At 61.1% G+C, this 22,552-nt stretch carries 28 protein-coding genes; 3 read left to right on the forward strand and 25 right to left on the reverse strand.

The window, feature by feature from the left end:
* Positions 1-24: 24 nt before the first annotated feature.
* The 3 genes from FJQ89_RS17585 to FJQ89_RS17595 all read left to right on the forward strand — a co-directional run bounded on the left by FJQ89_RS17585 (position 25) and on the right by FJQ89_RS17595 (position 3,247).
* A complete protein-coding gene (locus FJQ89_RS17585) occupies positions 25-513 on the forward strand; it encodes a hypothetical protein (protein WP_141171097.1) in 489 nt (162 codons plus the stop codon).
* Positions 514-678: 165 nt separating this feature from the next.
* Positions 679-2,541: a DUF885 domain-containing protein gene (locus FJQ89_RS17590; RefSeq protein WP_141171098.1), complete on the forward strand. Its 1,863-nt coding sequence runs from the start codon at positions 679-681 to the stop codon at positions 2,539-2,541.
* Between the two features lie 172 nt (positions 2,542-2,713).
* Entirely contained in the window at positions 2,714-3,247 is a 534-nt protein-coding gene (locus FJQ89_RS17595) for a hypothetical protein (protein WP_141171099.1), read from the forward strand.
* Positions 3,248-3,332: 85 nt separating this feature from the next.
* Here FJQ89_RS17595 and tatC read toward each other — a convergent pair whose 3' ends face one another.
* The 25 genes from tatC to FJQ89_RS17720 form a co-directional block, all read right to left on the reverse strand.
* Complete coding sequence (tatC, locus tag FJQ89_RS17600) at positions 3,333-4,088, reverse strand: twin-arginine translocase subunit TatC (RefSeq protein WP_141171100.1); 756 nt, start codon at positions 4,086-4,088, stop codon at positions 3,333-3,335.
* Positions 4,085-4,618 (reverse strand): Sec-independent protein translocase protein TatB, encoded by a 534-nt coding sequence (gene tatB / locus FJQ89_RS17605; RefSeq protein ID WP_141171101.1) that lies wholly within the window; start codon positions 4,616-4,618, stop codon positions 4,085-4,087. Before tatB ends, tatC begins: the two co-directional genes overlap by 4 nt.
* A 48-nt stretch (positions 4,619-4,666) precedes the next feature.
* Positions 4,667-4,903 carry a Sec-independent protein translocase subunit TatA gene (gene tatA, locus FJQ89_RS17610; RefSeq protein WP_071075001.1) on the reverse strand — a complete coding sequence of 79 codons (237 nt, stop codon included), beginning with the start codon at positions 4,901-4,903 and terminating at the stop codon, positions 4,667-4,669.
* Between the two features lie 80 nt (positions 4,904-4,983).
* Positions 4,984-5,355, reverse strand: coding sequence for a histidine triad nucleotide-binding protein (locus tag FJQ89_RS17615; protein WP_141171102.1), 372 nt, complete (start codon positions 5,353-5,355; stop codon positions 4,984-4,986).
* Between the two features lie 15 nt (positions 5,356-5,370).
* Positions 5,371-5,742 (reverse strand): phosphoribosyl-ATP diphosphatase, encoded by a 372-nt coding sequence (locus tag FJQ89_RS17620; RefSeq protein WP_141171103.1) that lies wholly within the window; start codon positions 5,740-5,742, stop codon positions 5,371-5,373.
* Positions 5,739-6,176, reverse strand: a complete 438-nt coding sequence (hisI, locus tag FJQ89_RS17625; protein ID WP_071074999.1) for a phosphoribosyl-AMP cyclohydrolase — start codon at positions 6,174-6,176, stop codon at positions 5,739-5,741. Before hisI ends, FJQ89_RS17620 begins: the two co-directional genes overlap by 4 nt.
* 26 nt (positions 6,177-6,202) lie before the next feature.
* On the reverse strand, positions 6,203-6,964 hold the full coding sequence (gene hisF / locus FJQ89_RS17630; RefSeq protein WP_096232613.1) for an imidazole glycerol phosphate synthase subunit HisF: 762 nt from the start codon (positions 6,962-6,964) through the stop codon (positions 6,203-6,205).
* Between the two features lie 60 nt (positions 6,965-7,024).
* Positions 7,025-7,798 carry a 1-(5-phosphoribosyl)-5-[(5-phosphoribosylamino)methylideneamino]imidazole-4-carboxamide isomerase gene (gene hisA, locus FJQ89_RS17635; protein ID WP_141171104.1) on the reverse strand — a complete coding sequence of 258 codons (774 nt, stop codon included), beginning with the start codon at positions 7,796-7,798 and terminating at the stop codon, positions 7,025-7,027.
* A gap of 63 nt (positions 7,799-7,861) precedes the next feature.
* Positions 7,862-8,500 carry an imidazole glycerol phosphate synthase subunit HisH gene (hisH, locus tag FJQ89_RS17640; RefSeq protein ID WP_141171105.1) on the reverse strand — a complete coding sequence of 213 codons (639 nt, stop codon included), beginning with the start codon at positions 8,498-8,500 and terminating at the stop codon, positions 7,862-7,864.
* A gap of 35 nt (positions 8,501-8,535) precedes the next feature.
* Positions 8,536-9,126, reverse strand: a complete 591-nt coding sequence (gene hisB, locus FJQ89_RS17645; RefSeq protein ID WP_010402123.1) for an imidazoleglycerol-phosphate dehydratase HisB — start codon at positions 9,124-9,126, stop codon at positions 8,536-8,538.
* A 19-nt stretch (positions 9,127-9,145) separates the two neighbouring features.
* Positions 9,146-10,240 (reverse strand): histidinol-phosphate transaminase, encoded by a 1,095-nt coding sequence (hisC, locus tag FJQ89_RS17650; protein ID WP_141171106.1) that lies wholly within the window; start codon positions 10,238-10,240, stop codon positions 9,146-9,148.
* A 33-nt stretch (positions 10,241-10,273) separates the two neighbouring features.
* Positions 10,274-11,212: a DNA-methyltransferase gene (locus tag FJQ89_RS17655; protein ID WP_141171107.1), complete on the reverse strand. Its 939-nt coding sequence runs from the start codon at positions 11,210-11,212 to the stop codon at positions 10,274-10,276.
* On the reverse strand, positions 11,209-12,534 hold the full coding sequence (gene hisD, locus FJQ89_RS17660; RefSeq protein WP_141171108.1) for a histidinol dehydrogenase: 1,326 nt from the start codon (positions 12,532-12,534) through the stop codon (positions 11,209-11,211). Before hisD ends, FJQ89_RS17655 begins: the two co-directional genes overlap by 4 nt.
* Before the next feature lie 26 nt (positions 12,535-12,560).
* Entirely contained in the window at positions 12,561-13,229 is a 669-nt protein-coding gene (gene hisG, locus FJQ89_RS17665; protein ID WP_034753828.1) for an ATP phosphoribosyltransferase, read from the reverse strand.
* Between the two features lie 20 nt (positions 13,230-13,249).
* Entirely contained in the window at positions 13,250-14,500 is a 1,251-nt protein-coding gene (gene murA / locus FJQ89_RS17670; protein ID WP_076569461.1) for a UDP-N-acetylglucosamine 1-carboxyvinyltransferase, read from the reverse strand.
* A gap of 4 nt (positions 14,501-14,504) precedes the next feature.
* Positions 14,505-14,741, reverse strand: a complete 237-nt coding sequence (locus tag FJQ89_RS17675) for a BolA family protein (protein WP_010402134.1) — start codon at positions 14,739-14,741, stop codon at positions 14,505-14,507.
* Between the two features lie 46 nt (positions 14,742-14,787).
* Positions 14,788-15,549, reverse strand: coding sequence for an ABC transporter permease (locus FJQ89_RS17680; RefSeq protein WP_070290316.1), 762 nt, complete (start codon positions 15,547-15,549; stop codon positions 14,788-14,790).
* Positions 15,546-16,463: an ABC transporter ATP-binding protein gene (locus FJQ89_RS17685; protein ID WP_141171109.1), complete on the reverse strand. Its 918-nt coding sequence runs from the start codon at positions 16,461-16,463 to the stop codon at positions 15,546-15,548. Before FJQ89_RS17685 ends, FJQ89_RS17680 begins: the two co-directional genes overlap by 4 nt.
* A 211-nt stretch (positions 16,464-16,674) precedes the next feature.
* Complete coding sequence (locus tag FJQ89_RS17690; RefSeq protein WP_141171110.1) at positions 16,675-17,022, reverse strand: STAS domain-containing protein; 348 nt, start codon at positions 17,020-17,022, stop codon at positions 16,675-16,677.
* A gap of 52 nt (positions 17,023-17,074) precedes the next feature.
* Positions 17,075-17,710: an MlaC/ttg2D family ABC transporter substrate-binding protein gene (locus FJQ89_RS17695; RefSeq protein ID WP_141171111.1), complete on the reverse strand. Its 636-nt coding sequence runs from the start codon at positions 17,708-17,710 to the stop codon at positions 17,075-17,077.
* Positions 17,711-17,782: 72 nt separating this feature from the next.
* Positions 17,783-18,667, reverse strand: coding sequence for an MlaA family lipoprotein (locus FJQ89_RS17700; protein ID WP_141171112.1), 885 nt, complete (start codon positions 18,665-18,667; stop codon positions 17,783-17,785).
* Positions 18,664-19,134, reverse strand: coding sequence for an outer membrane lipid asymmetry maintenance protein MlaD (gene mlaD / locus FJQ89_RS17705; RefSeq protein ID WP_071074988.1), 471 nt, complete (start codon positions 19,132-19,134; stop codon positions 18,664-18,666). The genes FJQ89_RS17700 and mlaD overlap by 4 nt, the downstream gene beginning before the upstream one ends.
* Positions 19,135-19,213: 79 nt before the next feature.
* Positions 19,214-19,999: a lipid asymmetry maintenance ABC transporter permease subunit MlaE gene (gene mlaE / locus FJQ89_RS17710; RefSeq protein ID WP_141171113.1), complete on the reverse strand. Its 786-nt coding sequence runs from the start codon at positions 19,997-19,999 to the stop codon at positions 19,214-19,216.
* A complete protein-coding gene (locus tag FJQ89_RS17715; RefSeq protein WP_099764359.1) occupies positions 19,996-20,805 on the reverse strand; it encodes an ABC transporter ATP-binding protein in 810 nt (269 codons plus the stop codon). Before FJQ89_RS17715 ends, mlaE begins: the two co-directional genes overlap by 4 nt.
* 240 nt (positions 20,806-21,045) lie before the next feature.
* A complete protein-coding gene (locus tag FJQ89_RS17720) occupies positions 21,046-22,509 on the reverse strand; it encodes a glutamate synthase subunit beta (protein ID WP_141171114.1) in 1,464 nt (487 codons plus the stop codon).
* Between the last annotated feature and the right edge of the window lie 43 nt (positions 22,510-22,552).

Raw genomic sequence — 22,552 nt, forward strand, 5'->3', positions numbered from 1 at the left:
TTTTCCCTGTTTCTATCCCACGCCATGACCGACTTTATCGCCACCAGCGCCGGCCAGCGCGCCACCTTTTTGTGCGGCAAATCCTGGACCGCCTATGTCAGCACCTTCGTCATTGCCGTGCTGCTGTTCTTTGCCGCCCTGCCGCTGGCCTTCAAGTACAACGCGCGCGCCGCCTTCGTCGTGCTGATCGGCTCGGCCCTGATCGTCGGCTACCGCCTGCTGACCATCCGCAGCTATCAGCTGTACTACGATGAGGCGGGCGTGTGGCTGGCGTCCGGCATCTTGCCGTGGAAAAAGAAACTCATGGGCGTCAAATGGCGCGACATGGATGAAGCCGTCTACGAAACCAATTTCTGGAGCTGGCTGTTCCAGTCCTACACGGTGCGCGTCAGCCAGCGCTACACGCAAGACATCGAAATCCACGCCACCGGCATGGCGCGCGGCAAGGATGCCGTGGCGGCCATCAATGCGCGTCAGCAGGAGATGCTGCAAGGCAGCGCCATCGTCGTCTAGCGGGGCTGGCTGGCTTGGCAAAAAACTGCGCAAGCGCGGCAATTAATGCTAATCTTTGGCCGCCCTGGCAAGCAAAGCCAACCTTTCAATAGTTGTTTGTTACTTATATTATCAGTTTATTATTTTCCGATGATAACAAACAGCAAAATATTCAAGAGATGAACTATGCTAATAAAAAATAAAGTTGCGCTCGCCGCATTGATGCTGGCCTTTACCCTGACACCGGCCAGCGCCGCCAAGAAGCCGCAGAAGAACGGCAAGGCCAGTACCAGCAGCAGCAAGAAAAAAACCGTCGCCAAGAAAGCGGCCGTTGTCAGTGCCGCCACGGCAGCCACGGTCGCCGCCGTCGCCAGCGAGAACAGCAGCGACCGCTCCATGAATAACCTGAGCGGCCAGTTCCTCACGGCCCTGTGGCGCATGGACCCGGAAAGCGCGATTTCGGTCGGCAAGTACGATGGCGCCGCCAACCTGAGCATTCCCGACGCGGCCAGCCGCCAGAAGCAACTGGCCTTCATCGAAGAATGGCTGGGCAAGTTCGGCAAGCTGAATGCCAGCAAAATGTCGGACAAGCAACGTACCGACCTGGCCTTGCTGACGAATAAACTGCAATCGGACCGCTGGTATCTGACCACCTTCCGCGAATTCGAATGGAATCCCGCCCAGTACAACGTGGCCGGCTCCATCGACTTCATCCTGAACACGGAATACGCGGCGCAGCCGCAGCGCCTGCGCACCTTGCTCAAGCGCATCGCCAGCGTGCCGCAATACTATGCGGCCGCGCGCGCCAGCATCGTCAACCCCACGCGCGAACACACGCAACTGGCCATCGCCCAGAGCGCCGGCGTGCTCAGCGTGCTTGACGATCTGAACAAGACGGCACAGGCGTCCATCCTGACGCCGCTCGAAAAACAGCTGTACCACACGCGCATCGCCGCGGCCCGCTCGGCCGTGCAAGGATATGCCGCCTGGCTGACGGAGCAGGATGCCGCGCTGGCGCAGAACGGCAACGCGCGCTCCTTCCGCATCGGCAAAGATTTGTACGAACAGAAATTTGCCTACGATATCCAGGCCAGCGTGAGCGCCGAGCAGATGTACCAGAAAGCCCTGGCCGCGCGCGAAAAGTTGCTTGAGCACATGGATAGCCTGTCCGACGAGCTGTGGGTGAAAACCATGGGCGCCACGGCCAAGCCGGCGGACCGCACGGCAAAGATCGGCATGGTGATCGACAAGCTGTCCAGCAATCACGTGGCGCCCGCCGATTTCGTGCCGGAAATCCGCCGCCAGATCCCCGAGTTGCAGGAATGGGTGACCAGCCACAACCTGCTGACGATGGACCCGAAAAAGCCCCTGGTCGTGCGTGAAACGCCCGCTTACCAGCGCGGCGTGGCTGGCGCCAGCATCGAGGCGCCCGGCCCCTACCGTCCGCAGGACCGCACCTATTACAACGTGACGCCGCTCGATGGCGAAACGGCGGAACAGGCGGAAAGCAGCTTGCGCGAGTACAACCACTGGATCTTGCAGATCCTGAACATCCACGAAGCCATCCCTGGCCACTACACGCAACTCGTGTATGCCAACAAGTCGCCGTCGCTGGTCAAGTCCATCTTCGGCAACGGCGCCATGATCGAAGGCTGGGCCGTGTATGGCGAACGCATGATGCTTGAATCGGGCTATGGCAACAATGCGCCGGAAATGTGGCTGATGTATTCGAAGTGGAACTTGCGCAGCGTCACCAACACCATCCTTGACTACAGCGTGCACGTGCAGGGCATGACGCAGGAGCAGGCGCTGGACCTGCTGACGCGCCAGGCCTTCCAGACCAAGCGTGAAGCGACGGAAAAATGGCGCCGCGTGCAGCTGAGCTCGGTTCAGCTGACCAGCTATTTCAGCGGCTACAGCGAAATCATGGACTTGCGCGAACAGCGCAAGCAAGCGCTGGGCAGCAAATTCGTGCTGAAGGATTTCCACGAGCAATTCCTCAGCTACGGCAGCGCCCCCGTGAAAGTCATCAAGGAACTGATGAATTAACTGGCGCTCGCCATCGGCTTGCAAAGGGCGCTGCGGCGCCCTTTTTGCATCCGTTTGCGCCGTCGCAAACCGCCAGCGCCCCTGCCCATTAAGCTGACGGGAAGGCAGGCGCCACCGCACTCCTCACTGGCAATTGCCGATTTTTCTGCTAGGGTGATAGTCAGGAGCGTCCATGCATATGCCCATCCAGTTCGACACCCTCGATTACGCCAAACGCCTCGCCTCGGCCGGCGTGCCCACGCAGCAAGCGGAAGCGCATGCGGCAGCCCTGGGTGATGTGCTCGGCTCAGCCGTGGTCGTGCATGGCGAACTGGCGGCGCTGGCACGCAATCTGCTGGGGGAAATCAAGCTGGTGGCGCAAAGAGTCGACACCAGGGTGGGGGCCCTTGATGTGAAAATAGATGCGCAGGAACAGAAACTCGACAGCAGAATAGATACACTGGAACAGAAACTTGATAGCCGAATAGATACACTGGAACAAAAACTTGATAGCCGAATAGATGCACTGGAGCAGAAGTTCGATAGCAGAATAGATGCACTTGAACAGCAATTCGATGCCAGATTCGATCACTCCGAGCAAAAATTCGATGCGCGCCTGGAACGCCTGGACTTGCGCCATGGCGCGGACATGAAACACGTGTACTGGATGATGAGCACCCTGATCCTGCTCAACCTGGGCATCCTCAGCAAATTGATGCTGCAGTAAGCACTCACCTACCCCCTCTGGCAATAAAAAAGCCGCTGCTTCCGAAAGAGGTCAGCGGCTTTTGCTTACGAGTATGGTACAGCGTCTAGGACGCTTCTTCCGGCGCCTGGGTGGCCCTGACGAAGATGGGCGCCACCAGCAGGCCCAGCTCGAACAACAGGCACATGGGGATGGCCAGCGAGAACTGGCTGACCACGTCCGGCGGCGTGACGATGGCGGCTATCACGAAGGCGCCGACGATGATGTAGGGACGCACTTCCTTGAGTTTCGCGATAGTAACCAAGCCCATGCGCACGAGGATCACCACCACCACGGGCACTTCGAACGTCGCGCCAAAGGCCAGGCACATCGACATGACGAAATCGAGGTAGTTTTCGATATCGGGCGTCACCGCGATCGACGATGGCGAAAAGTCGCTGATGAAGTGGAAGACGCGGCCAAACACAAAGAAGTAGCAGAAGGCCACGCCGGCCATGAACAGCAGGGACGAGGAAATGACCAGCGGCGCGATCAGGCGCTTTTCATGCGTGTACAGGCCGGGCGCGATAAACGCCCACATCTGGTATAGCACCCAGGGCAAGGCGACGATGAAGGCGATCACCAGCGTCACTTTCATCGGCACCAGGAACGGCGAAATCACGCCGGTGGCGATCATTTTCGAGCCGGCCGGCAGCGAGGCGATCATCGGCGCGGCAATAAAATCGTAGATCTGCGAGGGGCCGGGCCAATAGAACAGCACGGCGCAGACGACGGCGATGCCGATCGAGGCCTTGACCAGGCGGTTGCGCAGCTCGACCAGATGCGAGATAAAGGTTTCTTCCACCGGGGATTTGCTACTCATGAGTAAAAGGAGGAGGAACTGGCGCGCGGACGGAAGCGCGCCACGCGGGCGGCCGCCGACTGCACGTGCTGCTTGCCGCCATGGCGCTGCTTGTACCAGCCAGGGATGGCGGAATTGCGCACCAGCTTCTTGCGGCGGAATTCGCGCGCCTTGCGGGCCAGGTCGTCATTGGTGGCGCGCAGCATGGCTTCATGCGCATCGTGGTGTCCATCATACGAGCTGGAATCGCCGCGCCAGGCGTTTTCCACCTCGGCCAGGTTGCCGGAGATCGAGTTTTCCACGCCATGCATGGATTTCTCCACGCTTTGCTTGACGGAATGGGCTGCATCCTGCACTTCCTTCTGCAGGTTTTTCAGCTCTTCCATTTCAATTTCGCGCGAGACTTCGGATTTCACCTGGTTCAGGTAGCGTTGCGCGCGGCCATACAGGGTACCGGCCATGCGCGCCACTCTCGGCAACTTTTCAGGGCCGATGACTATCAATGCAACCACGCCGATGATGGCGATTTTAGAGAGACCGAGATCGATCATAAGCGGACAAGGGCTGTTACCGGACGAGGCAAGCGCCCCGCCACGCTATCAGAACTTGCTTTTCTCTTTCGTCTCGACGTCGATGGTGCTTTTGTCGGCCACTTGCGATGGCGCAGCAGGAGGGGTGTTGGCTGCCGGGGCGTCATCGTCGCCCTTGACGCCATCCTTGAAGCCTTTGACGGCCTTGCCGATATCACCGCCGATGTTGCCCAGTTTCTTGGTGCCGAAGACCAGCATCACAATGACCAGAACGATCACCCAGTGCCAAATACTCAATGAACCCATCACATTCTCCTTGCGGGACGGTGCCCGAATAGCGTCGACCAATGCCGGTAGTATACACGCGAACCCGGCGTACGGCGAAATCAGTGCTGGCCACGCCAGGGGCGGGGGCCGCCGTACACATGCATGTGCAGGTGATACACCTCTTGCCCGCCGTTCGGGCCGCTGTTGATCATGGTCTTGAAGCCGCCGACGGGTGTGCCATCGGCCTCATACGTGACAGCGCAGCCGAACTCGGCAGCGAGTTTCGGCGCCAGGCGCAGCAGCTTGCCCAGCATGTCCGTATGGCTATCGTCGCAGTCGGACAGGCTGGCCACGTGGCGCTTCGGAATCAGCAACAGATGTACGGGGGCGGCCGGGTTGATGTCCTTGAAGGCCAGCAAGTCCTCGTCTTCATACACGATGGACGAAGGAATTTGTTTTGCAGCAATCTTGCAGAAAATACAGTTATCCACGCACGCTCCAGTAGGTCAGTGTTTGTCTGTTTCGCTGGCGTCGCGCAATTCATCCTTGCGTGCCGCCTTTTCTTCCAGGCCGGACAGGCCTTCACGGCGCGCCAGCTCGTCGAGCACCTGCTGCGGCGTCAGGTCGAACTGCGCCAGCATCACCAGCGAGTGAAACCACAGGTCGGCGCATTCGTACAGGACCTTCGACGGGTCGTTGTCGCGGCGCGCATCCTTGGCGGCCATCACCGTTTCCGTGGCCTCTTCGCCGATTTTTTTCAAAATGGCATCGTCACCTTTGGCAAACAGGCGCGCGACATAGGAGGTGGCGGGGTCACCGCCATTGGCCAGCTTGCGCGATTCGATCACGGCGGCCAGGCGCTTTAAAGTTTCACTCATTTGCTCTTGCTTTCCGCGTAAATCGTCTCAGGGTCTTTCAGCACGGGATCGGTGATTTGCCATTCGCCCGTTTTTTCGTCGCCTTCGAATTTCTGGAAGAAACACGAATGACGGCCCGTATGGCAGGCGATGCCGCCGGCCTGCTCGATCTTCAGCAAGACCACGTCTTCATCGCAATCGAGGCGGATTTCCAGCACTTTTTGCGTGTGGCCCGATTCTTCGCCCTTGTGCCACAGTTTTTTGCGGGAACGGCTCCAGTACACGGCTTCGCCCAGTTCCACCGTGCGCGCCAGCGCGTCGCGGTTCATCCAGGCGAACATCAGCACGTCATTGCTGCCCGCTTCCTGCGCGATCACGGGCACCAGGCCGTGCTCGTCCCATCTGACCTTTTTCAGCCACTTGGCATTGCTTGCTACGATGGTTCCGTTTTGCATGTTCTATATCCTGGGTACTATTTTGTTTACGCCAGACGCATGGGAATGCCCTGCTGCGCCATGAAACGCTTGGCTTCCTGTACCGTGTGCTGGCCATAGTGGAAGATGCTGGCGGCCAGCACGGCATCCGCGCGGCCCACCTTGATGCCGTCGACCAGGTCTTGCAAGCCGCCCACACCGCCCGAGGCGATGACGGGGATGCTGACGGCGTCGGACACGCCGCGCGTCAGGCCCAGGTCAAAGCCCACCTTCGTGCCATCGCGGTCCATGCTGGTGAGCAAGATTTCACCAGCGCCCAGGCTTTCCATCTTTTTGGCCCATGCAAAGGCGTCCAGGCCCGTGGCGGTGCGCCCGCCATGGGTAAACACTTCCCACTTGCCGGGCGACACCTGCTTGGCGTCGATGGCGACGACGATGCATTGCGAGCCGTGCTTTTGCGATGCCTCAAATACCAGCTGGGGATTCGTCACGGCCGAGGTGTTGATGCTGACCTTGTCGGCGCCCGCGTTGAGCAGCCGGCGCACGTCTTCCACCACGCGCACGCCGCCGCCCACGGTCAGCGGAATGAACACTTGCGAGGCGACGGCTTCGATGATGTCGAAGATCAGGCCGCGGTTGTCGCTGGACGCGGTAATGTCGAGGAAAGTGATTTCATCGGCGCCCTGCTCGTCATAACGGCGGGCAATTTCCACCGGGTCGCCGGCGTCGCGCAATTGCGTGAAGTTGACGCCTTTGACGACGCGGCCATTGGTCACGTCGAGGCAGGGGATGATACGTTTTGCAAGCATGATGGGTTCCAGATTGTCGCCAGGCCAGGGCACGCGCAGGCGCACCCCGGCCGGGCTGGCTTAAACGGCGGCGTCGGTCAGTTCGTCGGCGCGTTCTTGCGCCTGCGCCAGGTCGATCGTGCCTTCATAGATGGAACGGCCGCAGATCACGCCTTCGATACCTTCGGCCTGGACCGCGCACAGCGCTTCCACGTCGCCAATATTGTGCAGGCCGCCCGAGGCGATGACGGGGATCTTGACCGCTTGCGCCAGCTTGACGGTGGCTTCTATGTTAATGCCGCCCATCATGCCGTCGCGGCCGATGTCCGTGTAGATGATCGACTCGACGCCGTAGGCTTCGAATTTTTTCGCCAGGTCGATCACTTCGTGGCCCGACATCTTGCTCCAGCCATCCGTTGCCACTTTGCCATCCTTGGCATCGAGGCCGACGATGATATGGCCCGGGAAGGCGCCGCAGGCGTCGTGCAGGAAGCCGGGGCTTTTCACGGCCGCCGTGCCAATGATGACGTAGGTGATGCCGGCGTCGAGATAGCGCTCGATGGTGTCGAGGTCACGGATACCGCCGCCCAGCTGCACGGGGATTTCCTCGATATCGTTTTCCAGTGCGAAATCCTGCACCGCCTTCAGGATGGCTTTGACGGCGCCTTCGTTCTTCGGCTTGCCGGCAAACGCGCCGTTCAGGTCGACCAGGTGCAGCCGGCGCGCGCCTTGCATCAGCCAATGGCGGGCCATCTCGGCCGGGTCTTCGGAAAATACGGTGGCAAGTTCCATATCGCCTTGTTTCAGGCGTACGCAGTGACCGTCTTTCAGGTCGATGGCGGGAATTAGCAGCATGGTCAGTGTGGTTTAAAGTGAGTGAAGAAGCGAAAAAAAGCTGAAAGGGTCACGTAGCTCACATCAAGGTTGCCAGTGAACAAAGTTCTTGTACAGCTGCAAGCCAGCGGCAGCACTTTTTTCAGGATGAAACTGTGTCGCGAAAATATTATCACGCGCGACGGCGCAAGCGAACGGCGCGCCATAGACAGTCTCGCCCACCGTGTGCGCCGCTTCTTGAGGTTGAGCAAAATAGCTGTGCACAAAGTAAAAATACGCGTTGTCGGCAATGCCATCCCACATCGCATGGGACGCCGTTTGCCGCACTTGGTTCCAGCCCATTTGCGGCACCTTGAAGCGCGAACCGTCTTCCTGCACCTGGCCGTCGAGCTGGAAGCGCACGACTTTGCCTGGCAACAAGCCCAGACCGGCCGCATCGCCCTCTTCGCTGCCGTCGAACAGCATTTGCTCGCCGATGCACACGCCCAGCACGGGCTTGCTGTCGGCGGCGCGCAGCAGCGCCTCCAATACGCCCGATTCGCGCAGGCTGCGCATGCAGTCGGGCATGGCACCCTGGCCCGGCAAGACGATGCGGTCGGCGCTGTCGATATCGGCAGCTACGCCGGAAATGCGCACGTCGGCTTCCGGCGCCACGGCACGCAGCGCCTGCGCCACCGAGCGCAAGTTGCCCATGCCGTAATCCACCACCACAATTTTATTCATGTTTGATCTCGGAATCTACAGTGGTTCGCGGGCGCTTACAGGCTGCCCTTGGTCGATGGAATGATGCCGGCCGCGCGCTCGTCGAGCTCGGCAGCCATGCGCAGCGCGCGGCCAAAGGCCTTGAACACGGTTTCGCACTGATGGTGGGCATTCGTGCCGCGCAGGTTGTCGATATGCAAGGTCACGCCCGCATGGTTGACGAAGCCGCGGAAAAATTCCAGCGTCAGGTCGACGTCGAAGCCGGCGATCATGGCACGCGTAAACGGGATGTGGTATTCGATGCCCGGGCGGCCCGAGAAATCGAGCACCACACGCGACAGCGCCTCGTCCAGCGGCACATACGCATGGCCGTAGCGGCGGATGCCCTTCTTGTCGCCGATGGCCTTGGCCACGGCCATGCCCAGGGTGATGCCCACGTCTTCCACCGTATGGTGGTTGTCGATATGCACGTCGCCCGTCGCTTCGATATCGAGGTCGATCAAGCCGTGGCGGGCGATCTGGTCCAGCATATGGTCGAGGAAGGGCACGCCGGTATTGAGCTTTTGCTGGCCCGTGCCGTCCAGGTTGAGGGCGACGCGAACTTGCGTCTCATTGGTGTTGCGCGTGATTTCTGCGGTGCGGTTCATGGGAGGCTCTGGCGATAGGCTAAACGAGGGATGCCTTGAAGGCATCGTAAAAAAGGGAATTCTCTTCCGGGGTGCTGACGCTGATGCGCAGGCAATTGGCCAGCGCAGCATGCATTTTACTCATATTTTTAATTAAAACCCTGCGGGCAAGCAGTTTTGCACAAACATCGTCGGAATCAGCCACACGAATCAGAAGAAAATTTGCCTTCGAGGGAAACACCGTCACGCCCGGCAACGCCGCCAGGCGCAGCGCCAGGTCGTCGCGCGCGCTGTTGAGCAGATCCGCCTGCGCATTGAGCACGTCGAGGTGCTCGAGTGCGAATTCGGCCGCCGCCTGCGTCAGCACATTCACATTGTACGGCGGGCGCACTTTTTCAAACTGCGCCAGCAGGGCCGGCGCGGCCGACATATAGCCGAGACGTATGCCGGCCAGGCCCAGTTTCGACACGGTGCGCATCACCACCAGGTTCTCGAATTCGGGCAGGCGGCCCATGAAGCTGTGCTGCGCGAACGGCTCGTAGGCTTCATCGACGACGGCGATGCCCGAGTCGCCGAGGGCGGCGAGGATGCGTTCGATGTCGGCGCTGGCAAACAGGTTGCCCGTCGGGTTGTTCGGATACGCGAGGAAGACCAGCGCCGGGCGGTGCTGTTCAATCGCCGCCAGCATGGCCGGCATGTCCAGGCTGAAGTCCGGGTTCAACGGCACGCCGACGAAATCCATGCCGGCAAACTGCGCCGAACGCGCATACATGACGAAGGCCGGCACTGGCGCCAGCAGCACGGCGCGCTGGCCCGGCTCCTGGCGGGCGCAAGCCATGGCCAGGATGGAAATGAGTTCATCGGAGCCGTTGCCCAGCATGACGTCGTAGCCGGCTGGCACGCCCAGATTGGCGCAGATGGCCGCCTGCAGGCTGGCGTACGACGGCGGATAGCGGTTCAGCGCCACACCGGCCAGGCGCGCGCCCAGTGCCTCGCGCAGCTGCTGCGGCAGCAGATACGGGTTTTCCATCGCATCGAGTTTGATGTAACCGCTGGCATCGGCTACCTGGTAGCTGTTGACGGCGCGCACATCGGAGCGCACGGTGTTGCTGATTAACTGATCGAGGAAAGACATGCTGCAAACACTCCTGATGAAATTAAATGGAGACTAAATGACGACGTCTTCCGGCACGCCGGCGCTGCGCGCCTTGCGGGCCGGCGTTTTTTTCACTGCGGGCGGCTTTTTCAAGGCAGCCGGTTTTTTGGCAGCCGCCGGCTTCTTCACTGCCGCCTTGGCAGCCTTCGGTGCGGGAGCGGCCGGTGCGGCCAGCTCCTGCGCCAGTGCCGCCAGGCGCTGTTCGATGATGGCGCAGTAATCGGGGTTCAACTCAAAGCCGACGAAATCGCGCCCGCAGCGTTTCGCCGCCAGCGCCGTGGTGCCGCTGCCCATGAACAGGTCGAGCACCACGCCGCCGGGCGGGCACGAAGCCTTGAGCATGCGCTCGATGATTTCGAGCGGCTTTTGCGTCGGGTGGTCGGCCCGTTCCGGGTGTTCCTTGTGCAGGCGCGAGACGCTCCACAAGTCTTTCGGGTTGTAGCCCACTTCCAGCCATTTGGCGCCGATGAAAATCGAGCGCGAACGGGCTTTCTTGGTGGCCGCGTCGTAGGCGATGCGCACCGCGTCAAGGTCGAAGTAGTAATCCTTGCGCTTGACGAAGAAGCCGATGGTGTCGTGCACCGATGAAAAGCTGCGCACGCTGCCGCCCATGGACGGCACGCGGCGATCCCAGATGATTTCATTCATCATCGCCATGCGCTGTTTCAGCATGACGAAGATCTCCGGCGAATAGCGCCAGGTCAGAAAGATATACAGGCTGCCGTTGGCTTTCAGCTTGGGCAGCGCCGCATCGATCCACGCCTCCGTCCAGCGCAGGTAGTCGGCCACCGACTGCTGGTCCGAGGCGTTGCCGTAATCCTTGCCCAAGTTGTACGGCGGATCCGTCAGGATCAGGTCCACCGAGCCATCGGGAATGCGCGCCAGCCCCGCCAGCGCATCTTCGCAATAGACCCGGTTGACCCAGTCCGGCCGCTCCGCCAACTTCGTCATGGCTGCGGCTTCAAACGCAGTTCGGCGCTGCGCGCGTGGGCTTGCAAGCCTTCGCCATACGCCAGCGTGGCGGCGACACGGCCCAGGGTTTGCGCGCCCGCTTCACTGACGTGAATGATGGACGAGCGCTTCTGGAAGTCGTACACGCCCAGCGGCGACGAAAAGCGCGCCGTGCGCGAGGTTGGCAGCACGTGATTGGGACCGCAGCAATAGTCGCCCAGCGATTCGGACGAAAAGCGGCCCAGGAACATGGCGCCCGCGTGGCGGATCTGCTCGGCCCACTGCTGCGGGTTTTCCGCCGAGATTTCCAGGTGTTCCGCCGCAATGCTGTTGGCGATCTCGCACGCTTCTTGCATGCCGCGCACCTTGATCAGCGCGCCCCTGTCTTGCAGCGAAGTGCTGATGGTGGCCTGGCGCGGCATCGTCGGCAGCAGTCTGGCGATGCTCTCTTCGACTTGCGCGATGTAGCCGGCGTCGGGGCACAGCAAAATGGCTTGCGCCAGCTCGTCGTGCTCGGCCTGCGAAAACAGGTCCATGGCGACCCAGTCCGGGTCCGTCGTGCCGTCGCACAGCACCAGGATTTCCGACGGTCCGGCGATCATGTCGATGCCGACGATGCCGAACACGCGACGCTTGGCGGCGGCCACATAGGCGTTGCCGGGGCCGACGATTTTATCCACGGCGGCGATCGTCTGCGTGCCGTAGGCCAGCGCGCCGACCGCTTGCGCGCCGCCGATGGTGATCACGCGCGTCACGCCGGCGATTGCGGCGGCGGCCAGCACCATCTGGTTTTTCACGCCATCGGGCGTCGGCACCACCATGATGATTTCCCCCACGCCCGCCACATGCGCGGGAATGGCGTTCATCAGCACGGACGACGGATACGCTGCCTTGCCGCCCGGGACGTAGATGCCGACCCGGTCCAGCGGCGTGATCTTCTGGCCCAGCACCGTGCCATCGGGCTCGGTGTAGCTAAAACCGCGCAATTCCTCGCGCTGGCGTTCGTGGAAGGCGCGGATGCGCTGCGCGGCGATCTGCAGCGCTTCGCGCTGGGCCGACGGCAAGCCATTCAGGGCCGCCTGCAATTCGGCCTGCGAAATATCAAAGGCCGCCATTTCCGCCGCGCCGCCATGCGGGATGCGGTCGAAACGGTTGGTGTATTCCAGGACGGCGGCATCGCCGCGCGTTTTCACGTCGGCCAGGATTTTCGCCACCGACGTTTCAATCGCTGCATCGGTGCCCGCCTCGAACGCCAGCAGCGTATCGAGCGATTGTTGGAAACCATCCTGGCTTGAATCGAGCTTGCGTATCTGTATCGGCATAATCGGCTTTCTGCTACTGAAGGTGTCTAGGCTTGCGAAGCGCGTTCAAACGCCTCGATAATCGGCTGCAAGCGCTCGCGCTTGAGCTTGAGCGCAGCCTGGTTGACCACCAGGCGCGACGAAATTTCCATGATGTGCTCGACTTCGACGAGGTTGTTCGCGCGCAGGGTGCTGCCCGTGCTGACCAGGTCGACGATGGCGTCGGACAGGCCCACCAAAGGCGCCAGCTCCATCGAGCCATACAGCTTGATCAGGTCGACGTGCACGCCCTTGGCGGCGAAATGCTCGCGCGCCGTGTGCACGAACTTGGTGGCCACGCGCAATCGCGCGCCCTGGTGCACGGCCTTTTCATAGTCAAAGCCGGCCTGCACCGCCACCGACATGCGGCAGGCGGCGATATTCAGGTCGATCGGCTGGTACAGGCCTTCGCCGCCGTGTTCCAGCAGCACGTCCTTGCCCGCCACGCCGAAATCGGCCGCGCCGTACTGCACGTAGGTCGGCACGTCGCTGGCGCGCACGATGATGACGCGCACGTTCGGATCGTTGGTGGCCAAAATCAGCTTGCGCGAGGTCTCCGGGTTTTCCAGCACCTTGATGCCGGCCGCTTCCAGCAGCGGCATGGTGTCCTCAAAAATGCGGCCTTTTGACAGCGCCAGAATCAGCTGGGAGCTGTCACCGTTGTTCGATCCGTTCATGCTCGTTCCTTTTCTTGTTTTTACTTGATGCGCACGATGTTCGCGCCGACGGCGGACAGCTTCACTTCCATGCGGTCGTAGCCGCGGTCGAGGTGATAGATGCGGTCGATCAGGGTTTCGCCATCGGCCGCCAGGGCCGCGATCACCAGCGAGGCCGAGGCGCGCAGGTCGGTCGCCATCACGGGTGCGCCGCGCAACTGCTTGACGCCGGCGATGATGGCCGTGTTGCCCTCGATGGTGATGTCGGCGCCCAGGCGGTTCATTTCCTGCACGTGCATGAAGCGGTTCTCGAAAATCGTCTCGGTAACGCGGCTGGCGCCGTTGGCGATGGTGTTGACGGCCATGAACTGCGCCTGCATGTCGGTCGGGAAGCCCGGGTATTCGGTGGTGCGGAAGCTGACGGGGTTCGGACGGGCCGACATCTCGGCGCGGATCCAGTCGGCGCCGAAGGTCATCGTCAGGCCCATGGCGCGCAGCTTGTCGAGCGCCGCGTCGAGGATATCGGTGCGTACATTGCGCAGCGTGATATCGCCGCCGGTGGCCGCCACGGCGCACAGGAAGGTGCCCGTTTCGATACGGTCGGCGATCACCGCGTGCGAGGCGCCGTGCAAGGCGTCGACGCCCTGGATCACCAGGCGGCTGGTGCCGATGCCGTCGATCTTCGCGCCCATGGCCACCAGCAGGTGCGCCAGGTCGGTGACTTCCGGTTCGCAGGCGGCGTTTTCCAGGATGGTTTCGCCTTCGGCCAGGGTCGCTGCCATCAGCAGGTTCTCGGTGCCGGTGACGGTGATCATGTCGGTGACGATGCGCGCGCCTTTCAGCTTGGCGCACTTGGCGTAGATGTAGCCCGCCTCGATGCGGATCTCGGCGCCCAGCGCTTCCAGGCCCTTGATGTGCTGGTCGACCGGACGCGAACCGATGGCGCAGCCGCCCGGCAGCGAGACCTTGGCTTCGCCGAAGCGCGCCAGCATGGGGCCCAGTACCAGGATCGAGGCGCGCATGGTTTTCACCAGTTCATACGGCGCTTCCAGGGTGGTGATGGCGCTGCCGTTCAAGACCACGCGGTCGCCGTCCTGTTGCACTTTCAGGCCCGTCTGGCCCAGCAGTTTGAGCATGGTGGCCACGTCGTGCAAGTGCGGCACATTCGTCAGGTCCAGGTCGCCCGCAGTCAGGAGACCCGCGCACAGGATCGGCAGGGCGGCGTTTTTCGCACCGGAGATGGCGATGTCGCCGTTCAGGCGGTTGCCGCCGTTGATGAGGAGTTTGTCCATGTGCTTATCCTTGGAATTCTTCAGGTGTCAGGGTTTTCATCGACAGCGCGTGGATTTCCTCGCGCATGCGGTCGCCCAGCGCCGCGTAGACGATCTGGTGGCGGGCGATCAAACGCTTGCCGGCAAACGCGGGCGAAACGATCACGGCCTGGAAGTGCTGGCCATCGCCCTCCACTTCGAGGTGCGTGCATTCGAGGCCGGCCGACAGGTAGCCGTGGATCAGTTCTGGAGTGGTGGTCACGATAAGTCCTTGATATTGAATAAGGTAGTAATGGGATGTGTCGCAATTAATGACGCAAACGATAGCCGCTTTTCAGCAGGCGGATCGAGGCCAGCGCCAGGATCACGAGGAAACCGGCGACGATGGAAAGACTGAGCCACGGGCTGACGTCGGACACGCCGAAGAAGCCGTAGCGGAAGCCGTCGATCATGTAAAAGAAGGGGTTCAAATGCGATACCGTCTGCCAGAACGGCGGCAGTGAGTGGATCGAATAGAACACGCCCGACAAAAAGGTGGCCGGCATGATCAGGAAGTTCTGGAAGGCGGCCAGCTGGTCGAATTTCTCGGCCCAGATGCCGGCGATCAGACCCATGGTGCCCAGCATGGCGGCGCCGAGAAACGCGAAGATGACGATCCACAGCGGTGCGACAAACGACAGGTCGGCGAACCAGCAAGTGATGGCAAACACGCCAAAGCCCACGGCCAGGCCGCGCGCGACGGAAGCGAGTACATACGCCGAGAAGATTTCCCAGTGCGACAGGGGCGTGAGCAGCACGAACACCAGGTTGCCCGTGATCTTGGACTGGATCAGCGAGGACGAGGAATTGGCGAACGCGTTTTGCAGCACGCTCATCATCACCAGGCCGGGAATCAGAAAGGCCGTGTAGCTGACGCCGGGGCTCGGCTCCACGCGGCCATCCAACACATGGCCGAACACCAGCAGGTACAGCATCGACGTGAGCACGGGCGCGGCCACGGTTTGCGTCGCCACTTTCCAGAAGCGCAGTGTCTCTTTGTAGACGAGGGTGCGAAATCCTGTCGAAATCATACGGTACCTTTATCCATGATCTGCAAGAAGATATCTTCCAGGTCAGCTTGTTGCAATTGCATTTCATCGATTTCGACGCCCGCTTCACGCAGGCGGGCGAGGATTTTCTCGACTTCGCTGTATTCGTTGACGCGCAGGCTGAACTTGTTCGGCGCCTGCTGTTCTTCCGGGTGCAGCACCAGGTGCTGCAGGTCGGCCGGCAGGCTGCCGTTTTTGAGGTGCACCCGCAACTGCGAGCCGGCGATGCGGCGGATCAGGGCCGACATGGTATCGAGCGCCACCACCTTGCCGGTTTTCAGCATGGCGACGCGCTGGCACATGGCTTGCGCCTCTTCCAGGTAGTGGGTGGTCAGCACGACCGTGTGGCCACCTTCGCGGTTCAGGCGCGAGATGAACTTCCACAGGGTCTGGCGCAGTTCCACGTCGACGCCGGCCGTCGGCTCATCGAGCACGATGACGGGCGGCTTGTGCACCAGCGCTTGCGCCACGAGTACGCGGCGCTTCATGCCGCCGGACAGCGCGCGCATATTCGTGTCGGCCTTGCCGGTCAGGTCGAGGTTTTCCATGACCTCGTCGATCCACTTGTCGTTGTTCGGCAGGCCGAAATAGCCGGACTGCAGACGCAGGGTTTCGCGCACGGTGAAAAACGGGTCGAACACCAGCTCCTGCGGCACCACGCCCAGGTTGCGGCGCGCATTGCGGAAGTCCTTGACCACATCGTGGCCATGGATCTTGACGGTGCCCGCGTCGGGGCGTATCAGGCCGGCGATGATGGAAATGAGGGTGGTCTTGCCGGCGCCATTCGGGCCGAGCAGGCCGAAAAATTCGCCTTCCTCGATGGCCAGCGACACGCCGCCCAGCGCCTTGAGCGATTTATAGCTCTTTTCTACATTCGTGATTTGAATTGCGGTCATGTGCTTGTTTCAAGTGTAATGCGTCTGGTGTGATGCGCCAGTTGCCGGGGACATCCAGGCCGGCTGGCCGGTGCAGGGCGCCCCCTTCAGACGAGGGCGGCGCAACAGTCAATTATAGTTGGAAAATTCGTGGAACACTTGGAGATCAATCCGGCGGCGCTGCTGGCCTGCCGGCTTGAAAGCTACTGCTGATGCGGGGAGTGGGACAGGATCAATGATGATGCAGGTCGGACGGGCTGCGTTCGGCGTGGCCGTCGGCGCTACCGCAGTCGTCGGCCGTCAGCGTGCTCGAGACGAGCGAGCAGACGCCATACAGCTTGGTGAGGTTTTTCAGGTTGTTCGGCAGGTTTTTCAGCTCCAGCACGCCGCCCGCATCCTGCGCGGCGCGCTGCCACGTCAGCATGACGGAAACGGCGGCCGAATCGACAGCCTTGATGTTGCGCAAGTCGAACTTGGTCTGACCCGAGCGGATGGCATCCAGCCCCTGCTCCAATGCCACAGTGGCATTGTGCACGGTCAGGGAAGTCAGGGATTGCAAGGTATCGAGAGAGTCGGGCATGGCGTCGGGCTGCGCTGGTCTGGAGCTGGTTCAGGAGCTATATGATAGCCGATTATTTGGCTTTGGCAGCGGGACGGCTGGCCAGAGCCTTGTTTTTTGCCTGCAAGGTCTTGATCAGGCCATCGATGCCGCCCTTGCTGATCTCGCTGGCGAAGCTGCTTTTATACGTTTCCACCAGCCACGCGCCCAGCACGTTGATGTCATAGATCTTCCAGCCGGACGGGGTTTTCGCCACGCGGTAGTTCAGGAGCATGGGTTCGCCGCGCGCCACGTTGACCTGCGAGCGCACTTCCACTTCCGTGTCGCTCGGGTCGGCGCGCAGCGGCTTGAATTCCACGGTTTCGTTCTTGATCTGCGACAGGGCGCCCGAATACGTATAGATCAGCAAGGTGCGAAATTCCGCGGACAGCTGCTTTTGCTGGTCCGGCGTGGCGTCGCGCCAGAAGCGGCCGGCGGCCAGGGACGTCATGCGCTGGAAATCCACATACGGCAAGATCTTGCTTTCCACCAATTCGGTGACGCGCTTGATATCGCCCGCCTGGATCGCCTTGTCGGCCTTGGCCGTCTCGATCACGTCCTGGCTGATGCGTTTGACCAACACATCCGGCGCTTCCGTCGCGGGGGCGGCCTGAGCGGCGGTGGCAAAGGCGATGGTCGCCATCGCCAGCAGTTGTTTCATCAATTTCATGGTTCTACCTTTCATGGTGTTGCTATGCACCGGCTGGCGTTGATCGCAGCCGTGGTGTTTCTGTACCGGAGTTTACTCCTGGGGCCTGGCCTCGGAAGCCACGGTATTGCTACCAGATGTTACGAGGTCCGCTGGCGCGACGTCGGCCGCAGCGGTCGCTGGTGGGGCTTCCACAGGGGCCGCCTGGGGTTTCGCATCGTACTCCGGCGCATAATCGCTGCTGTCGTTTTTTGGCACTTTGCGGTCGCGGCGGTCCGTATCGCCATCGAAAACCTTGCTTTCGCGCGCCTGCAGGAAGCCGTCGCGGATGAATTCATAGCGGTCCAGCGCGGCCGCTTCCATCAGGTTGGTCGCGTCGAGCAGCGCGGCGCGCTTGTCGACGATGCGCGTCACCGTACCGATATTGCGCACATTGACCGGATCCTTGTAGCGCCATGGGTCGCCCGTCATATCGAGCGGCAGGGCCACCGTGTCGCGCACGGTCGATGGGCCCAGCAGCGGCAGCATCACGTACGGACCTGGCTGGATGCCATACCAGCCCAGGGTCTGGCCAAAGTCTTCGTTATGCTTCGGAATGCCCGCCTGCGAAGCGATGTCGATCAGGCCGAGAATACCGAAGGTCGAGTTCATGCTGACGCGCACGACGTCTTGCAAGCCCGCTTCACCCTTGCCTTGCAGCAAATTGTTCACGGCGCTCCACACATCGGACAAGTTGCCGAAGAAGTTGCCCACGCCCGTTTGCACGAACGATGGCGTGACTTTCTTGTAGGCCGTGGCGACCGGCTTCAGGGCCACCTGGTCGACGGTGTCGTTGAACTTGAACATGGCGCGGTTATACCCTTCCAGCGGGTCGCGCGGATTGGTGCCGGTGGCGCAAGCGCTCACGCTGGCGGCGATGGCCAGGGCCAGGCCGATACGCGCCAGGCTGCCTTGGGATTGTTTGGTCGACTCGCTCATTTGCTGTCCTTTCCTTCCGCTGCCTTGCTGTAGATGAACTGATTGATCAGGTCTTCCAGCACTGTGGCCGATTGAGTACGGGCAATCTTGTCGCCCTCTGCCAGGTTCGTCAGATCGCCGCCTGCTTCCAGGCCGATATACTGCTCACCCAGCAAACCGGCCGTCAAAATCTTGGCCGAGCTGTCTTTCGGAAATTTGTAGCCATCTTCGATGTCGAGTTTCACCAGCGCCTGGTACGTCTTGTCGTCAAAGCGGATCTCTGCCACGCGACCCACCACCACGCCAGCGCCCTTGACAGGCGCCTGCGGCTTGAGACCGCCAATATTGTCGAACTTGGCACTAATGGTATACGTCTTGCTGAAAGACAGCGAGCTCATATTGCCGGCCTTGAGCGCCAGAAACATCAATGCCGCCACACCCAGCAAGACGAACAAGCCGACCCAGACATCTATAGATTTACGTTGCATAAACAATCCTAAATAATTTTTACTTGCTGCCGCCTGCGTAACATCCTGCCCAGGCCAGCTGTTGTTCGCTGATCGGCAATTACTTGCTAAACATCAACGCCGTCATCATGAAATCGAGCCACCACACCATCAACGACGAAATCACCACCGTGCGCGTGGTAGCGCCGGAGACGTCTTCCGGTGTCGGCTGTGCCTGATACCCCTGGAACAGCGCGATGAATGTCACCGCGATACCGAAGACCATGCTTTTGACATAGGTACCATTGCCGATATCTTTCCAGACATTCACACCGCCCTGCATCTGCGACCAGAACGAGCCTTCATCGACGCCGATCAGCACGACGCCCACCAGGTAACTGCCGATGACGCCGACGGCCGTGAAGATGCCGCCCAGGATAGGCATGGCGATCACGCCGGCCCAGAAACGGGGCGCCAGCACGCGCTGGATCGGATTGACGGCCATCATTTCCATGGCCGACAATTGCTCGCCCGCCTTCATCAGGCCGATTTCCGCCGTCAGCGAGGTACCGGCGCGGCCGGCGAACAACAGCGCCGTGACGACCGGGCCCAGTTCACGCATCAAGGACAACGCCACCAACTGCCCCAGCGACTGCGTCGCGCCAAAGGTGCTCAGCGTGTAATAACCTTGCAAACCCAGCACCATGCCGACGAACAGGCCGGACACGGCGATGATCAGCACCGAGCGGCTGCCGATGTAAAACAATTGCTCGATGAGCAAGTGTGGACGGCGCCACAGGCCACCCGAGGAGGCGATGATGAGGAAGAACGAACGCACGGCAAAGCCGAGGTCTTGTACCGACCGCCGCAACCATGCTCCGATCGCCGCCAGGAAACGCGCGATCATCGGCCTGCCCCCGCGTGCAAGCCCAGGTCGTCGGCCAGCGACTTGCCCGGATAGTGGAACGGTACGGGGCCATCGGCCTCGGCATTGACGAACTGCTTGACGTACGGATGCGTCGACACGGCCATCTGGGCCGGCGTGCCGTGCGCCACGATCTTGCCCGATGATAGAAAATACACATAATCAGCGATGGCGAAACACTCCTTCACGTCGTGCGATACCAGGATAGACGTGGAACCCAGCGCATCGTTCAGATTGCGGATCAAATTGGCCGTCACGCCCATGGAAATCGGGTCGAGGCCGGCGAACGGCTCGTCGTACATGATCAGTTCGGGGTCGAGCGCGATCGCACGCGCCAGCGCGACGCGGCGGCCCATGCCGCCCGAAATCTCGGCCGGCTTCAATTGCGCCGCATTGCGCAGCCCCACGGCGTGCAGCTTCATCAGCACCAGGGTGCGGATCAGCTCTTCATTGAGATCCGTGTGTTCGCGCAGGGGGAACGCCACGTTCTCGAACGCCGTCAAGTCCGTAAACAGGGCGCCGTGCTGGAACAGCATGCCCATCTTGCGGCGCATTTGATATAACTCGTCGGTTTTGAGCGTATGCACGATCTGGCCGTCGATATTCACGGAGCCGGAACTGGGGCGCAACTGCCCGCCGATCAGGCGCAATACGGTCGTCTTGCCACTGCCGGAGCCACCCATGACGGCCACAACTTTTCCACGTGGGAAATCCATTTGAAGGCCCGATAAAATCGAACGTTCTCCATAGGCAAAGTGTAAATCACGGATCTCAACAAGATTTGGCACGACGAAGCTCACTATTTTAATGGCGTATTGTAGTGCAGAAACGCCAACCTCTGCTGAGACACCCCCTCGCACGGCCCGGGACAGGGGGAGAATACAACACTAATGAATCGAAAGTCAGATATTTTATTGTAAAAAGCGCGAGCCTGCACGTGCGCCGCCACAACAAACGGCGGCATGAGTAAAAGAACAAGGGCCACGACGCATCGCGCGCCGTGGCCCTGGCTTGATCCAGCTCAAATCTTAGCGTGGCAGCAGCGATGCCCCCATCAGGAACTCATCGACGGCGCGCGCGCACTGGCGCCCTTCGCGGATGGCCCAGACCACCAGCGACTGGCCACGGCGCATGTCGCCGGCGGCAAACACCTTGGCCACCGACGTCTGGTAGCAACCGGTGCCGTCCGTGCTGGCCTTGACGTTGCCGCGCGCATCCGTATCGACACCGAACGCTTGCAGAACCTGTTGCACAGGGGAAACAAAACCCATGGCCAGGAAAACCAGGTCAGCCTTCATCTCGAATTCCGAGTTCGGCACTTCGCTCATCTTGCCGTCTTTCCACTCCACGCGGCAAGCGATCAGCTTTTCCACCTTGCCGCCCTTGCCTTCGAAACGCTTGGTGGCCACGGCCCAGTCGCGCTCGCAGCCTTCCTCGTGCGAGGACGAGGTGCGCAGCTTGGTCGGCCAGTACGGCCAGACCAGCGGCTTGTTTTCCTGTTCCGGCGGCTGCGGCATCAGTTCGAACTGGGCCACCGAGGCGGCGCCATGGCGGTTCGAGGTGCCCACGCAGTCGGACCCCGTGTCGCCGCCGCCGATCACCACCACATGCTTGCCCGTCGCCTTGATCTGGTCCTTGAGCTTGTCACCCGCGTTGACCTTGTTTTGCAGCGGCAGGAAATCCATGGCGAAGTGCACGCCTTTCAGTTCGCGGCCGGGCACGGGCAAATCGCGCGGCTGCTCGGCGCCGCCGGCCATGATGACGGCGTCAAATTCTTTTTCCAGGTCTTCCGGGAAAATGGTTTCCTTGGCCCAGTTGTTCACATGGGCAGGGAAATCCTTGCCGACCAGTACGCTGGTGCGGAAGACCACGCCTTCGGCTTCCATCTGTTTCACGCGCAAGTCGATGTGCGATTTTTCCATCTTGAAGTCAGGAATGCCATAACGCAACAAACCACCGACACGGTCGCTCTTTTCAAACACGGTGACGGCATGGCCGGCGCGCGCCAGCTGCTGCGCCGCCGCCAGGCCGGCAGGGCCGGAACCGACGATAGCCACTTTCTTGCCCGTGCTGAAAGGGGCCGGCTGCGGCGTGACCCAGCCGTGTTCCCAGCCCATGTCGATGATTTTATGTTCGATCGACTTGATGCCGACCGGATCTTCGTGAATGCCCAGGGTGCAAGCCGATTCGCACGGCGCCGGGCAGATGCGGCCCGTAAATTCCGGGAAGTTGTTGGTCGAATGCAAGATGTCGAGCGCTTCGCGGTAAGCGCCACGGTACACCAGGTCATTCCAGTCAGGAATGATGTTATTCACGGGGCAACCCGTGGTGCAGAAGGGAATGCCGCAATCCATGCAGCGCGCGCCTTGCACGGTGGCTTGCGCATCCGACAGGTGCAGCACGAATTCCTTGTAGTTCTTCAGGCGCGCGGCAGGCTCCAGATAGTGCTCGTCCTGGCGCTTGAATTCCATGAAGCCGGTAATTTTACCCACGATAGTTCCTTTGTATTTTTAGCTGGCGGGAGCGGCGCGGCCG

The sequence above is a fragment of the Janthinobacterium tructae genome (assembly GCF_006517255.1).
Classification (GTDB): Bacteria; Pseudomonadota; Gammaproteobacteria; order Burkholderiales; family Burkholderiaceae_D; genus Janthinobacterium; species Janthinobacterium tructae.

Excerpts from the sequence above, each read along its gene's own strand:
- tatA (WP_071075001.1), bottom strand. The coding sequence starts at position 4,903 with ATGGGTTCATTGAGTATTTGGCACTGGGTGATCGTTCTGGTCATTGTG.
- FJQ89_RS17700 (WP_141171112.1), bottom strand. The coding sequence starts at position 18,667 with ATGAGCGAGTCGACCAAACAATCCCAAGGCAGCCTGGCGCGTATCGGC.
- hisH (WP_141171105.1), bottom strand. The coding sequence starts at position 8,500 with ATGAATAAAATTGTGGTGGTGGATTACGGCATGGGCAACTTGCGCTCG.
- FJQ89_RS17595 (WP_141171099.1), top strand. The coding sequence starts at position 2,714 with ATGCATATGCCCATCCAGTTCGACACCCTCGATTACGCCAAACGCCTC.
- hisB (WP_010402123.1), bottom strand. The coding sequence starts at position 9,126 with ATGAACCGCACCGCAGAAATCACGCGCAACACCAATGAGACGCAAGTT.
- mlaD (WP_071074988.1), bottom strand. The coding sequence starts at position 19,134 with ATGCAACGTAAATCTATAGATGTCTGGGTCGGCTTGTTCGTCTTGCTG.
- tatB (WP_141171101.1), bottom strand. The coding sequence starts at position 4,618 with ATGATCGATCTCGGTCTCTCTAAAATCGCCATCATCGGCGTGGTTGCA.
- hisC (WP_141171106.1), bottom strand. The coding sequence starts at position 10,240 with ATGTCTTTCCTCGATCAGTTAATCAGCAACACCGTGCGCTCCGATGTG.
- FJQ89_RS17620 (WP_141171103.1), bottom strand. The coding sequence starts at position 5,742 with ATGAGTGAAACTTTAAAGCGCCTGGCCGCCGTGATCGAATCGCGCAAG.
- mlaE (WP_141171113.1), bottom strand. The coding sequence starts at position 19,999 with ATGATCGCGCGTTTCCTGGCGGCGATCGGAGCATGGTTGCGGCGGTCG.
- FJQ89_RS17690 (WP_141171110.1), bottom strand. The coding sequence starts at position 17,022 with ATGCCCGACTCTCTCGATACCTTGCAATCCCTGACTTCCCTGACCGTG.
- tatC (WP_141171100.1), bottom strand. The coding sequence starts at position 4,088 with ATGAGTAGCAAATCCCCGGTGGAAGAAACCTTTATCTCGCATCTGGTC.
- FJQ89_RS17655 (WP_141171107.1), bottom strand. The coding sequence starts at position 11,212 with ATGACGAAGTTGGCGGAGCGGCCGGACTGGGTCAACCGGGTCTATTGC.
- hisD (WP_141171108.1), bottom strand. The coding sequence starts at position 12,534 with ATGCCGATACAGATACGCAAGCTCGATTCAAGCCAGGATGGTTTCCAA.
- FJQ89_RS17680 (WP_070290316.1), bottom strand. The coding sequence starts at position 15,549 with ATGATTTCGACAGGATTTCGCACCCTCGTCTACAAAGAGACACTGCGC.
- hisG (WP_034753828.1), bottom strand. The coding sequence starts at position 13,229 with ATGAACGGATCGAACAACGGTGACAGCTCCCAGCTGATTCTGGCGCTG.
- hisF (WP_096232613.1), bottom strand. The coding sequence starts at position 6,964 with ATGCTTGCAAAACGTATCATCCCCTGCCTCGACGTGACCAATGGCCGC.
- hisA (WP_141171104.1), bottom strand. The coding sequence starts at position 7,798 with ATGCTGCTAATTCCCGCCATCGACCTGAAAGACGGTCACTGCGTACGC.
- hisI (WP_071074999.1), bottom strand. The coding sequence starts at position 6,176 with ATGCAAAACGGAACCATCGTAGCAAGCAATGCCAAGTGGCTGAAAAAG.
- murA (WP_076569461.1), bottom strand. The coding sequence starts at position 14,500 with ATGGACAAACTCCTCATCAACGGCGGCAACCGCCTGAACGGCGACATC.
- FJQ89_RS17685 (WP_141171109.1), bottom strand. The coding sequence starts at position 16,463 with ATGACCGCAATTCAAATCACGAATGTAGAAAAGAGCTATAAATCGCTC.
- FJQ89_RS17590 (WP_141171098.1), top strand. The coding sequence starts at position 679 with ATGCTAATAAAAAATAAAGTTGCGCTCGCCGCATTGATGCTGGCCTTT.
- FJQ89_RS17695 (WP_141171111.1), bottom strand. The coding sequence starts at position 17,710 with ATGAAATTGATGAAACAACTGCTGGCGATGGCGACCATCGCCTTTGCC.
- FJQ89_RS17585 (WP_141171097.1), top strand. The coding sequence starts at position 25 with ATGACCGACTTTATCGCCACCAGCGCCGGCCAGCGCGCCACCTTTTTG.